A 12,045-nucleotide genomic window follows, 5' to 3' on the forward strand; every position below is an offset into this window, starting at 1 on the left:
GAAGCTTTTAAACCTTCAACACCTTGCCACCAATCGCCACCGCCACCAGCAACACCGCCATCAACCCAAAGGCAAAACTCAAACTGCTGCCATGGGCGATAAAGCCGATCACCGCCGGCCCGGCGAGAATCCCGGCATAGCCCAATGTGGTAATAGCCGGCACGGCAATGCTTTCGGGCATGACGGTCTGTTTGCCGACAGCGGTATAGAGCACCGGCACAATGTTCGAACAGCCAGCCCCCAACAACGCATAACCCACCAGCGCCGCTTCCCATGCCGGTGCGAATGTCGCCAGCGCCAGGCCCGATGCGGCCATCAAGCCACCGAACACAATCACTCGCGTATAACCAAGACGCCGAACAATCCTGTCGCCGGTCAAGCGCCCGAGCGTCATGGTCAGCGCAAACGCCGCATAACCCAGGCCTGCATACGCCGTGTCGATGCCGCGCTCCTGCGCCAGGAACACCGCGCTCCAGTCGAGCGCCGCGCCTTCAGCCAGGAACACGATGAAGCACATCCCGCCGATAAACAGCACGATGCCATGGGGCACGGCAAACGCCGGGCCGGAGCTTTCACTGCCGTAAGGCAACAGGTGCGGAGCGGCTTTAAGCAATGCCAGCACCAGCACCACGATCACCACGCACATCGCCCCCAGCGGCGAAAAACCCAGACCGAGCAGGCCGCTGACACCCGCCGCGCCGACGATCCCGCCGAGGCTGAACAGCCCATGAAAACCCGACATCATGGTCTTGCCGCTGGCCCGCTCGACGATCACCGCTTGCAGGTTCACCGTCGAATCCACCGTGCCCAGGCCGGCGCCGAACATGAACAACGCCGCGATCAACGCCGGAATCGAAGACACCGTCGCCAACAGCGGCAGCGCCGCGCAGATCAACAAGGTGCCGCCGCTCAACACCCGGCGGCAGCCGAAGCGCGTCGCCAGAATCCCGGCCATCGGCATCGCCAGAATCGAACCCACGCCCAGGCACAACAGCAACAGCCCGAGGGTGCCTTCATCCAGCCCGGCCCGCGCCTTGGCATAAGGCACCAGCGGCGCCCAGGCCGCGATGCCGAACCCGGCGATGAAGAAGGCGATGCGCGTGGACATCTGTTCCAGACGTCCGGGGACGACGGGCGCGGGAGTATTGAAGGCAGTCATGAAAAGTCCTTGGTGTTGCGGGTTGCTGACGACAGGCAGGGCAACATCGTTGCATATCAATGGCAGTGCAGCGACCTCGATGTTCTCGATTCGGTCCTGTCGGGGGCATTGAAAAGCCATTGGACCTGTTAGTTATTACAGTTTACGGCGTTGGAAATTGCGCCTAAAACGGAGGCTGCTTCACACTGCAAAGACTCCCGCTGTGTCTCTGCCTGATCAGCGTTCGGAGGCGATGATGGATCATCACACACAAGTTTCACTCACACGAAAAATCCTGGATTTGCTGGAACAGGGCAGCACCAGTCTGGCCGAATCGATTTTCCTGAATCCAGTGTCGTCCTACACCTGCCCAGAACATTTGGAACTGGAGCAAGCCCGCTTGTTTCGTTCAAGCGCCTTGATGATTGGACTGAGCTGCCAATTGGCCGGGCCTGGCGATTACCTCACCGATGATCTGAGCGGGGTGCCCATCGCTATTGTGCGAACATCCGAAGGAGGGCTGAGTGCCTTCATCAACGTCTGCCGACATCGCGGTGCCCGGTTGCTCGATGGGCGAGGTACGTTGAAGGCCACCTTGTCATGCCCTTACCACGGCTGGGTCTACGACCTGCACGGCAGACTCAGGCAGTTGCTGCCAAACGACAGTTTCCAGGGCCTGCAGTGCGCCGAGCGTAATCTGGTGCGCCTTTCGGTGCTTGAACAGGACGGTCTGATCTGGGTGCATCCCGTACCCGGTCAACGTATTGCATCTCCGTGCCTGTCAGGCGCGCTTGCGGATGAAATTGGCCATTATGGCTTCCAGAGCTTTTCTCATTACGAAACGCGACTCCTGCGCAAGTCATTCAACTGGAAGATCGTGATTGAAACCTTTCTTGAAAATTGGCATTTCCCGTTTTTGCATCGCCAGACGGTATTGTCGATTTTCCTTCCGGCCATCAGTCAGTTTGAACCGTTTGGCCACGATGCCCGGCTGATCATGCCGCGCCGATCACTGTTGACCTTGCGTGACCAACCGCAGGAAAAGTGGGATTTGCTCAAGCACTCCCTGGTCATTTATCTGTTGTTCCCCAACACACTCTTGCTCTGGCAGGGCGATCACCTGGAGGTCTGGCGGGTGTATCCAGTGCCGGACAAGCCTGGCCAATGTCTGGCCGAAGTCGCTCTTTATACGCGACATGCCGCGACCTCGACCCGGGAGCGTGCACATTGGGATAAAAACATGGCCTTGCTCCTTGAAACGGTCGTTGAGGAGGACTTCAAGGTCAGCGAACAGATACAACAGGGGTTTCACTCTGGCGCACAGCAACACCTGACTTTCGGCAGGAACGAACCTGCCCTCCGGCATTTTCATCGGGCGATCCAGCAGTCCTTGCACGGAGATGGCGTATTGATGGTTCGAACGTCGATCTGACCTTAGCCAGGTTTCGACAGGTGTTGTTTTTCTTGTCAGCGTCTAAAGTACGGTGTCTTTTTCTGGCTGACTTCAGGAACGAACCATGACGCCGTTTTACGATGCTCGAGGCAATATCTACGCAGTCGTGGCGCCAGCCGTCCTGTGCGGTAGTGGTATCGACCTGCCTGACCACGCCAGCCAGGCCGCGCAAACCCGTGAGACCTGGGCCGTGTCAGCCATCGAGGCATTCTGCGGCTGGGCGCCTGGGACACAACCGCCCGGCAGCAAGGCGCATCGTTGCGATGGCTTGCTGGTGGGGCCGTTTCAATCGTCGCCGCCGTTTGACCTGCTGATCGTCAACACCGACGGCAGCCTGGCCGAGCGCAGTGGCAATGGCCTGACGATTTTTTCCCAGGCCCTGAGTGAGCAAGGGCTGATGCCGAGGGAGGAGGCCTGCCTGCTCAGGGTGCATCACGACAAGAGCGATGCGGTTTCGCCGGTGGAGACTTCGGTGAAACCCGCCGAAATAGATGGCGTGCAAGGGTTCTGGCTGGACTTGGGGCAGCCTTCGTTCGGGCCTGAAGCGGTGGGTGCGCAAGGGGTCGAAGCCGGGGTGTTGAACGGGCGTGATGTCAGCCATGTGCGAGCATTGTCTGCGCTCGACCCCGCCTGGCACCGCAGTCAGTTCGTGCGCATCGGTAATCCCCATTGTGTGACGTTAGTGACAGGCACCGATGCGTTGCCGAGCAACGCGCAAATGCGTGAGCCGGAGTTGTCTGGAGGGTTGACCCGCATCGCTTACGCCACGCCGCCCGGGGCAGGGCAGCCATGCGTGGCCGGGGTGAACCTGCAATGGGCGATGCTTGAATCCGAAGGGCGAATCGTTGCGCGGGTGTTCGAGCGCGGCGAAGGGCCGACCGCGTCGTCGGGCACCAGCGCCAGTGCGGTGGCGTGTGCGGCGTGGCGCGTAGGGTGGGTGGCGGCAGGGGAAGTGCAAGTGGTCATGCCCGGCGGCACGGCGCCGATTCTGCTGGAAGAAGTGGAGGGCGAATTGAGTCGGGTCAGGTTGTTTGGTACGGCGCGGTCGATGGGGTGAATTCAAGATCGCCATCGCGGGCAAGCCCGCTCCCACAGGGAGCACGCTGAACCCGTGGGAGCGGGCTTGCCCGTGAAGAGGCCCGTCTGGTCAGCGACTTTCTAGAGCCGATCCGCCCATTCCACCACCGGCATCTGCCGCTTCATCAACACCTTGCCCTCGCGAATCGAATACAGCGGTAGCCCCTGACTACGGATCACCTCGTAATCGCTGTCCGCCGACAGAATCAGCAAATTCGCCGGCCGCCCCGGTTCCAGCCCATACCGATCTCCCAACGCCATGGCCTTGGCACTGTTGTCCGTGACCAGGTCCAGTGCGCTCTGCAAATTGCGATAACCGAGCATGTGACAGATGTGCAACCCGGCCTCGAGCACCCGCAGGATGTTGCCATTGCCCAACGGATACCACGGGTCGACGATAGAATCCTGGCCGAAACACACGTTCATCCCCGCTTCGAGCAACTCGTTCACCCGGGTCACGCCACGGCGTTTCGGGAAGTTGTCGAAGCGGCCTTGCAGGTGAATGCTTTCGGTGGGGCAAGAAACAAAACTGATCCCCGAGTGCCCGAGCAGGCGAAACAGTTTCGCGCAGTAGGCGTTGTCGTAGGAGCCCATCGCCGTGGTGTGGCTGGCGGTGACGCGCGAACCCATGTCGCGGCTGCGGGCTTCTTCGGCCAGCACTTCAAGGAAGCGTGAGTGCGGGTCGTCGGTTTCGTCGCAATGCACGTCCACCAGACAACCGGTGCGTTCGGCCAGGTCCATCAGGAACTTCACCGAGCTCACGCCCTGGTCCCGGGTGTATTCGAAATGCGGAATGCCCCCGACCACATCGGCGCCCAGGCGGATCGCTTCTTCCATCAACTCCCGGCCATTGCGGTACGACTCGATACCTTCCTGGGGGAACGCGACGATTTGCAGGTCGATCAGGTGGCGGCTTTCCTCGCGCACTTCGAGCATCGCCTTGAGCGCCGTCAGTTCCGGGTCTGTAACGTCGACGTGGGTGCGCACATGCTGGATGCCGTGGGCGGCGAGGGTCTGGATGGTTTTTTGGGCGCGGGTCTTGGTGTCTTCCTGGGTAATGGTGGCCTTGCGCTCGCCCCAGCACTCGATGCCTTCGAACAGCGTGCCGCTCATGTTCCAGCGTGGTTCGCCGGCGGTGAGTGTGGCATCGAGGTGAATGTGCGGCTCAACGAAGGGCGGTATCACCAGATTGCCGCCGGCATCCAGATCGTCAGGTCCCAGGGACGGGGCTTCGGTTTGTCGGGCAATGCTGTGAATCAGGCCGTTTTCCAGGTGCAACTCATGCAGGCCTTCTTGGTTGCGCAGGCGGGCGTTGATGATGTGCATCAGGCGAGTCCTTTTAGAGATCTTGTAGTGGTGCGTTGGCGGTTCGAGCGCCGAGTACGCCGGTCAATAGCACATACGTTAGCGCGGCGGCGGCAATCCCTACCAGCGGCGCGACCCACGGCGAACTGAATGCCGCGACCGTGCCGACCGCATAGGCGCTCAAGCCGCACCAGTTGAACGCCGGCAGCCGTGCATCGGCCAGGCGTGGATATTGACCACGATGGCGAAAGAAGAAGTCCGCCATGATCACCCCGCCAATCGGCGGAATCACCGTACCCAACAGAATCAGGTAGGGCACCAGCATGTCGTACATGCCCAGCAGCGCCAGCAGCGTGCCGATCACCGCGCCGGCCAGGGTCACGGTTTTACGGCGGCCGGTGCGCAGCAGGTTGCAACCGGCGACCGCGAAGTTGTAGATGGTGTTGTCCTGAGTGCTCCAGATGTTGAGCAGCAACATCGCCATCGCGGCCATGGCGAAACCTTGCAGCAACAGCACTTCGACCACGTCCGGTTGCTGATAGACGATGGCGCCATAGGCACCGATCAGCACCATCAGACCATTGCCGATGAAAAATCCGATCAGGCTCGCCAGTACCGCCACCCGCGCCGAACGGGAGAAGCGTGTCCAGTTGGTCGCCTGGGTCGCGCCACTGACGAAGGTGCCGAACACCAGGGTAATCGCGGTCGACCAGTCCAGTGTTGCCGTCGGCGCCACCGCGAGCAAACCCTCGAGCCCGCCGACCTTCACCGTCGCGACCCACATCGACAGCATCAGCAGCAACATCATGGCGGGTACGGCGATGTACGACAGAATCTCCAGCCCGCGATAGCCGATATACGCCGTGGCGCAGAAGCCTAGGCCGAACAGCACCATCAGCCCCAGAACGGTGCCTTCGCCCAGTTCGAAATATTTGCCGAGGACCACGGCGGCGGTCGCGGTGCCCCAGGCGTACCAGCCGATCTGGGTGAAGCCGAGGATCAGGTCGCTGAGCTTGCTGCCCACTTCGCCGAAGCAGAAACGGCCCATCAACACCGAATTGAGGCCGCTTTTGAAGGCGATGTAGCCAAGCCCGGCTGCGTAGATTCCCAACAGCAGATTGCCGGCGATGATCACCGCCAGCATCTCGCTGAAACTGAACGCCACCCCCAGTTTGCCGCCGGCAAACATGGTCGCCGTGAAGAAGGTAAAACCCAGCAGCACCATGGCCGTGGAGGCGAGCCCCTTGCGGGCATGCATCGGGACTTCGCTTAAAGGGTAATCGTTGCCCGGATCGTTCTGCGTCATGTGGCGTTCCTTGCTGGATGGGGACGCGAGGGTGTTGCAGTGCTCGTGCCAATGGCGCGAGGGTGCTGTTATTTATAGCCGAGCAGGCGGATTTGGCCTGAAGAGGGGCACGAAAGCAGTGCGGCTATGGTTCAAATTGGGACGCAGCAATCAGGTAGTCACAAAGTCCTGTGGCGAGGGGGCTTGCCCCCGTTTGAGTGCGTAGCGCTCACGAGATCTTTGGTATATCAGAGATTTTGGGGCCGCTTCGCGACCCAACGGGGCGATGCGGCGTTCCGACAAGCCCCCTCGCCACAGGGTCTCCGTCGATCAGGCGTTCTGTGCCAACGGCAGAAACCGCAATATCGCCGTCATGATCGCCTCCGGTGCATCCTCCTGTACCAGATGCCCGGCATTCGCAACGGGATGAAACTGCGACCCCGCAATCATCTGATGCAACGCCCGCCCGCGTTCAATGGGAATCCACTGATCGTCTTCCCCCCAGAGAATCTGCACCGGGCAGCGAATCGTCGGGTACAGCGTTTCGACCTCGCGGGTATAACGCTCATCCATCTGCGCGATCTGTCGATAGAACGCTGCTTGCCCCGGATCGCCCAGCCAGGGCTGCACATAGGGCGCCAGTTCATGATCGGGAATCTCGCGCTTGATCGCGCCACGAATGTAGGTCGGCACGATTGCTCGCTGAATGTAATCGGGTAATCCGCTGAACGCCGCCTCATGCTGACGCACATGCTGCACGAACGGCGAGCCCCAGGGCGACAGCGCCACCGGGTCGATCAGCGTCAGGCTGCGGTAATCCTTGCCATTGAGCAGGTGTGCACGCAACGCCGTGGCACCGCCGAAATCGTGGGCCACCACGTCTGGCCGCTCCAGCCCCCAGTGCTCCAGCAATTGCGCCAACAGTTGGTTTTGCACGCCCAGCGACACATCGCCGTCCGGCTGTGCGGATTGCCCGTAACCCAGCAAATCGAAGTAGTACACCCGGTGCGTGGTGATGAAGTGCGGGGCAATCCGGCGCCACACATAAGAGGAGAAGGGCGTGCCGTGCACAAACACCAGAGGAGGGCCGTCACCCCGTACGGCGTAGCGGACGGAGTGCCCGTTGAAACGATAGGTTTGAGCCAGCGGCCAGTCAGTCATGGGTGCGTCCTCTTGGCGTGTGCAAGGCCAAAAGCATAGGCATAAAAAAACAGCCATTGAAGGCTGTTTTTCATATCACTGACGAAACGCAGTTGCCCTTTGTGGGAGCGGGCTTGCTCGCGAAGGCGTCGTGTCAGGCGATATCGATATTGACTGTGCCGCCGCCTTCGCGAGCAAGCCCGCTCCCACAGGGGATTTTCGGTGTCTTTAGATCGGTTTACTCACCGCGATAGATGCAACCGCTGGTGCAGGTCTCGTGGATGCGGATCGCGCTGAGTTCCGGTAACAACGGCTTCAACTCATTCCAGATCCACTTGGCCAGCACTTCGCTGGTCGGGTTTTCCAGGCCGGGAATGTCGTTCAGGTAATTGTGATCGAGGCGCTCGTAGAGCGGCTTGAAGATCTCTTTGATTTCAGAGAAATCGCGGATCCAGCCGGTGTGCGGATCGAGGTCGCCGCTCAGGTGAATCGCCACTTTGAACGAATGACCGTGCAGGCGGCCGCACTTGTGGCCGTCCGGTACGTGGGGCAGGCGATGGGCGGATTCGAAGGTAAACTCTTTGAATATTTCCACAGTGATGTTCAGCTCTTTCAGGTGGCGATCGCCGCGGCGATGTGGGCAGGTGGCGAGTTTACCAGAGCTCCGGGCAAAACACTGACTAAAGGGTCAGCAAGCGCTCGCCGAGGCGACCGTTGGCGGTCAGTTCGAGGAACTCATCGCCCAGACGACGGCTTTCATCCATCGTCGCGCGCCAGTACTTCTGCCGGCTCGGGGCATCGCCCATGAAGCGCTTGAAGTCGTTGCGGTCCGGCAGTTTGCCGTAGGGCAGGCGTGCCAGGTACTCCTTCGACGGCGCCAGCAGCAGAACATCCTGCAGGCGCTCGGGGCAGGCGCGGCGCCATGGCAGCGTCTTGTCGAACCAGCCGGGGATCACCCGGTCGGTGAAATGCGGATACAACACGATGTCGTTGCCGCTGTAGGGCAGGTCGAGGTGATAGTCCAGCAGACCGCCATCGCGGAACGTCCCCGCGCCTGCGCCCGGCAGGTCGCGCACGCCTTGCATGACCATCGGGATCGAACCCGAGGCAAGCAGGGCCTGGCGCAGGTTGCCGGCATTCAGTGAGATGAAGCGCGACGGGAAGTCGTTCAGCGCGTTGACCGGTGGCGCCAGGCGCGGGTCGTGGATGATCAGCCGCTCGAAATGCCGCGACAGCCGCGCCCGACCGCGCAGGTTGTCGGCGATCACCGACGACAGGCCCAGCCCCAGTCGGCCACGATGATCGTCCGCCAACAGGCCGTGGCTTTTGACCACCATGATGTTCAGTCGGTAGTCGGCGTTAGCCAGAATCGAGGCATCGCGGCCGTCGAGCAAGTCATCGAGCATGCGCCGGGAACTCTGGCTGATCTGCGCCATGGTCACGCCCTTGGCGAAGTTCTGCTCGGTGTACAGATGACCGAGGCGGCGGATGCCTTCGGCGGCATCCGGCAGGCAGGCGCTGGCGAACCGCCAGGAACCCACCGAGGCGCCGATCAGCGAACGCTCCCGGGGCGCCGCCGGCAGCCATTCGCCGAACAGTGCCAGATCCAGCCCCTGAATCCCCAACGCTTTCGGGCCACCGGCGGCACCCGGCAACGTGCCCACATCGGCGGCGCTCAAGCCGTTGGCACGGATGCGCGCCAGGGCGCGCGGGCCGGCCTTGAGCGTCAGGGAAGGGAACTTGATGTGGATAGCAGTCATACCGGGCTCGATGTCTGGCGAACGGGGATTATGTGGGAGCGGGCTTGCTCGCGAAAGCGGTATGACAGTCGACATTTTTGTTGAATGTTAAGCAGCCTTCGCGAGAAGTCGGATCGCCGCACCGCCGCTCCCACAGGTTTTGCGCTTGTCGGTGATGGCGCATTGAGGTCATCAATGATGGCAATTCAGTTTCAATTAAGTTCGAATCGCTAAGGTCACCTCCCGTAGGCAACACATAAAAAATACGGAGATGCCCATGAAAATCCTGACTGCCCTGTTCACCGCATCCATCATCGGCATGACCGCCAGCCTCGGCCATGCCCGCGACCTGGGTCCCGACGAAGCCCTGAGACTGCGCGACGCTGGTACCATTGTGTCTTTCGAGCAGCTCAACGCCGCCGCGCTGGTCAAACACCCCGGCTCGACCGTCACCGGAACCGAGCTCGAAGAAGAGTACGGCAAGTACATCTACCAGGTGGAGTTGCGCGACCCGCAGGGCCTTGAGTGGGACCTGGAATTGGATGCTGTCAGCGGGCAGGTTCTCAAGGATCATCAGGATACGTAATGAAGGTGCTTTCATTTTCAGGCATGGGGCTGGCGCTTCTGGTTTTTTGCTCGGTGGTCATGGCCCGCGATCTGGATCAGGACGAAGCCCTGCGCCTGCGCCAACAAGGCGTGATCCTGCCGCTGGAGCAGCTCTTGCAGCAAGCGCTGGACCGCTATCCGGGGGCCAAGCTGCTGGAAGCCGAGCTTGAAGAAAAACGCGACGTTTATGTTTATGAGGTCGAGTTGCTGACCACCGAAGGCGTAGTGCGCGAACTGGACGTCGACGCCATCACCGGGCACTTACTGAAAGACAAGGAAGATTGACCGATGCGTTTGCTTCTGGTGGAAGACCACGTGCCGCTGGCCGACGAGTTGATGGCCGGCCTCAACCGCCAAGGTTACGCCGTGGACTGGCTGGCCGATGGCCGCGATGCGGTGTACCAGGGCAGCAGTGAGCCGTATGACCTGATCGTCCTCGACCTCGGCTTGCCGGGGTTGCCGGGGCTCGAGGTGCTGGCGCAGTGGCGGGCCGGTGGCCTGGTCACGCCGGTGCTGATCCTCACCGCGCGCGGTTCCTGGGCCGAGCGGATCGAAGGCCTCAAGGCCGGCGCCGACGATTACCTGAGCAAACCCTTCCACCCGGAAGAACTGCACCTGCGCATTCAGGCATTGTTGCGCCGCTCCCATGGCCAGGCCAATCAGCCAACGCTCAAAGCTGCAGGTTTGCATCTGGATGAAGGGCGCCAATGCGTAACCCGCGACGATGTCGACATCCAGCTCACCGCCGCCGAATTCCGCTTGTTGCGCTATTTCATGCTGCACCCCGAACAGATCCTTTCCAAAAGCCACCTCGCCGAACACCTCTACGACGGTGAAACCGAGCGTGACTCCAACGTGCTGGAAGTCCACGTCAACCATCTGCGCCGCAAGCTCGGCCGGAGCGTGATCGAAACCCGTCGCGGTCAGGGTTACCTGTTCGGCGGGCAAGCGCAGTGAGGTCGATCCAGCGCCGCTTGAGCCTGGGCCTGATCAGCGTGATGGTGATCGTTGGCCTGGTGCTGGCGCAAACCAGTCTGTGGTTGTTCGAAATGGGATTGCAGCGCTACTTCGAAGCCGGGCTGCGCAACGACAGTGAAAACCTGCTGGTGGCACTGGTGCGCGGTCCGCAGGGGTTGCAACTGGATGAGCGGCACTTGGCGCCGGCCTATCAGCGGCCGTTTTCCGGGCATTACTTTCGCATCGACTTTGCCGACAGCCATTGGCGCTCTCGCTCGTTATGGGATCAGGACCTGCCGCGGCTTGAGCATCCAGGCCTGCACAGCAACCTGCAATTGGGGCCTGAGGGGCAGCAGCTGCTGGTGCTGCGTTCGGATTACCGCCGGTTGGGCCAGGCGATTTCCATCAGCGTTGCCCAGGACTACACGCCCGTGCGCGAGAGCTTCCGGCGTATGCAACAGGTCGGCCTGGGGCTGGGGTTGGCGGGGTTGTTGCTGATTTTGCTGTTGCAACGGCTCACCGTGCGCCGCGCCTTGCGCCCGCTGGAAAAGGCCCGCGAACAAATCGCCCAGTTGCAGCAGGGCCAGCGCTCGCAACTTGATGACGCCGTGCCGGTTGAGCTGGAACCGCTGGTGGCGCAGATCAACCATTTGCTGGCCCACACCGAAGACAGCCTCAAGCGCTCGCGCAATGCCCTGGGCAACCTAGGTCATGCATTGAAAACCCCGTTAGCGGTGTTGTTGAGCCTGGCTTCAAACGAAAAGCTCGATGCTTACCCGGAACTGCGCAAAGTCATGCAGGCGCAACTTGAGCAGGTCCAGCAACGACTCAATCGCGAACTCAACCGTGCCCGATTGTCAGGCGATGCGCTACCGGGGGCATTGTTCGATTGCGATGCCGAGCTGCCGGGATTGCTGGCCACCCTGAACATGATTCACGGCGAACACCTCGACCTGAGTTACCGCGCACCGGCCGCTTTGCAATTGCCGTGGGATCGCGAAGATCTGCTGGAGTTGCTGGGCAACCTGCTGGACAACGCCTGCAAATGGGCGGATGCCGAGGTCCGGTTGAGCGTGGTCGAAACGACGCAAAGATTTGAGTTGAGCGTGGAAGATGATGGTCCGGGGATTCCCGACGACCAGCGCGCTCAGGTGTTCAGCCGCGGCACCCGGCTCGATGAACAGACCGATGGGCATGGGCTGGGGCTGGGCATCGTGCGCGATATTGTCGATACATGGGGCGGGGTGTTGCGGCTGGAGGAAAGCGAGTGGGGCGGGTTGAAGGTGACCATCGAACTGCCCAAGCGCTGACACCACTTTGAAGGACCCTGGAGAACCTGTGGAAG

At 61.2% G+C, this 12,045-nt stretch carries 12 protein-coding genes; 6 read left to right on the forward strand and 6 right to left on the reverse strand.

The genetic code is table 11. From position 1 onward, the window contains the following. Positions 1 to 7: 7 nt before the first annotated feature. Entirely contained in the window at positions 8 to 1,159 is a 1,152-nt protein-coding gene (locus tag PSH64_RS09685; RefSeq protein WP_305480544.1) for an MFS transporter, read from the reverse strand. A gap of 331 nt (positions 1,160 to 1,490) precedes the next feature. On the opposite strand from PSH64_RS09685, the gene PSH64_RS09690 reads away from it, so the two are divergent. Both PSH64_RS09690 and PSH64_RS09695 read left to right on the forward strand, forming a co-directional pair. After that, positions 1,491 to 2,570: an SRPBCC family protein gene (locus tag PSH64_RS09690; protein ID WP_305480545.1), complete on the forward strand. Its 1,080-nt coding sequence runs from the start codon at positions 1,491 to 1,493 to the stop codon at positions 2,568 to 2,570. Between the two features lie 85 nt (positions 2,571 to 2,655). After that, complete coding sequence (locus PSH64_RS09695; RefSeq protein WP_305480546.1) at positions 2,656 to 3,648, forward strand: diaminopimelate epimerase; 993 nt, start codon at positions 2,656 to 2,658, stop codon at positions 3,646 to 3,648. 101 nt (positions 3,649 to 3,749) lie between these two features. Here the strand turns inward: PSH64_RS09695 and codA are convergent, their stop codons facing one another. The 5 genes from codA to PSH64_RS09720 form a co-directional block, all read right to left on the reverse strand. Continuing rightward, the gene (codA, locus tag PSH64_RS09700) at positions 3,750 to 4,994 is read right to left on the reverse strand and encodes a cytosine deaminase (RefSeq protein WP_305480547.1); all 1,245 of its coding nucleotides are present in this window, start codon (positions 4,992 to 4,994) and stop codon (positions 3,750 to 3,752) included. A gap of 13 nt (positions 4,995 to 5,007) precedes the next feature. Continuing rightward, on the reverse strand, positions 5,008 to 6,279 hold the full coding sequence (codB, locus tag PSH64_RS09705; protein ID WP_305480548.1) for a cytosine permease: 1,272 nt from the start codon (positions 6,277 to 6,279) through the stop codon (positions 5,008 to 5,010). Between the two features lie 309 nt (positions 6,280 to 6,588). Then, positions 6,589 to 7,419 carry an alpha/beta fold hydrolase gene (locus PSH64_RS09710; RefSeq protein ID WP_305480549.1) on the reverse strand — a complete coding sequence of 277 codons (831 nt, stop codon included), beginning with the start codon at positions 7,417 to 7,419 and terminating at the stop codon, positions 6,589 to 6,591. Between the two features lie 217 nt (positions 7,420 to 7,636). Continuing rightward, entirely contained in the window at positions 7,637 to 7,993 is a 357-nt protein-coding gene (gene queD / locus PSH64_RS09715; protein ID WP_007933061.1) for a 6-carboxytetrahydropterin synthase QueD, read from the reverse strand. A gap of 85 nt (positions 7,994 to 8,078) precedes the next feature. Continuing rightward, the gene (locus PSH64_RS09720) at positions 8,079 to 9,158 is read right to left on the reverse strand and encodes a patatin-like phospholipase family protein (protein ID WP_105344212.1); all 1,080 of its coding nucleotides are present in this window, start codon (positions 9,156 to 9,158) and stop codon (positions 8,079 to 8,081) included. Between the two features lie 256 nt (positions 9,159 to 9,414). Here PSH64_RS09720 and PSH64_RS09725 point away from each other — a divergent pair, with 256 nt between their 5' ends. From PSH64_RS09725 to PSH64_RS09740, 4 genes are read left to right on the forward strand one after another with little or no spacing between them, the layout of a single operon-like run. Then, entirely contained in the window at positions 9,415 to 9,723 is a 309-nt protein-coding gene (locus tag PSH64_RS09725; protein ID WP_305480550.1) for a PepSY domain-containing protein, read from the forward strand. After that, positions 9,723 to 10,028 (forward strand): PepSY domain-containing protein, encoded by a 306-nt coding sequence (locus tag PSH64_RS09730; protein WP_305480551.1) that lies wholly within the window; start codon positions 9,723 to 9,725, stop codon positions 10,026 to 10,028. The genes PSH64_RS09725 and PSH64_RS09730 overlap by 1 nt, the downstream gene beginning before the upstream one ends. A 3-nt stretch (positions 10,029 to 10,031) precedes the next feature. Further along, positions 10,032 to 10,700 (forward strand): response regulator transcription factor, encoded by a 669-nt coding sequence (locus tag PSH64_RS09735; protein ID WP_105344205.1) that lies wholly within the window; start codon positions 10,032 to 10,034, stop codon positions 10,698 to 10,700. Further along, a complete protein-coding gene (locus tag PSH64_RS09740) occupies positions 10,697 to 12,010 on the forward strand; it encodes a sensor histidine kinase (protein WP_305480552.1) in 1,314 nt (437 codons plus the stop codon). Before PSH64_RS09735 ends, PSH64_RS09740 begins: the two co-directional genes overlap by 4 nt. Positions 12,011 to 12,045: the final 35 nt, after the last annotated feature.

The organism is Pseudomonas sp. FP1742 (assembly GCF_030687145.1).
Classification (GTDB): Bacteria; Pseudomonadota; Gammaproteobacteria; order Pseudomonadales; family Pseudomonadaceae; genus Aquipseudomonas; species Aquipseudomonas frederiksbergensis_D.

What these genes read in the sequence shown, in the direction of transcription:
- PSH64_RS09685 (WP_305480544.1), bottom strand. Translation starts at nt 1,159, where the DNA reads ATGACTGCCTTCAATACTCCCGCGCCCGTCGTCCCCGGACGTCTGGAA.
- PSH64_RS09695 (WP_305480546.1), top strand. Translation starts at nt 2,656, where the DNA reads ATGACGCCGTTTTACGATGCTCGAGGCAATATCTACGCAGTCGTGGCG.
- codA (WP_305480547.1), bottom strand. Translation starts at nt 4,994, where the DNA reads ATGCACATCATCAACGCCCGCCTGCGCAACCAAGAAGGCCTGCATGAG.
- codB (WP_305480548.1), bottom strand. Translation starts at nt 6,279, where the DNA reads ATGACGCAGAACGATCCGGGCAACGATTACCCTTTAAGCGAAGTCCCG.
- PSH64_RS09710 (WP_305480549.1), bottom strand. Translation starts at nt 7,419, where the DNA reads ATGACTGACTGGCCGCTGGCTCAAACCTATCGTTTCAACGGGCACTCC.
- PSH64_RS09720 (WP_105344212.1), bottom strand. Translation starts at nt 9,158, where the DNA reads ATGACTGCTATCCACATCAAGTTCCCTTCCCTGACGCTCAAGGCCGGC.
- PSH64_RS09725 (WP_305480550.1), top strand. Translation starts at nt 9,415, where the DNA reads ATGAAAATCCTGACTGCCCTGTTCACCGCATCCATCATCGGCATGACC.
- PSH64_RS09730 (WP_305480551.1), top strand. Translation starts at nt 9,723, where the DNA reads ATGAAGGTGCTTTCATTTTCAGGCATGGGGCTGGCGCTTCTGGTTTTT.
- PSH64_RS09735 (WP_105344205.1), top strand. Translation starts at nt 10,032, where the DNA reads ATGCGTTTGCTTCTGGTGGAAGACCACGTGCCGCTGGCCGACGAGTTG.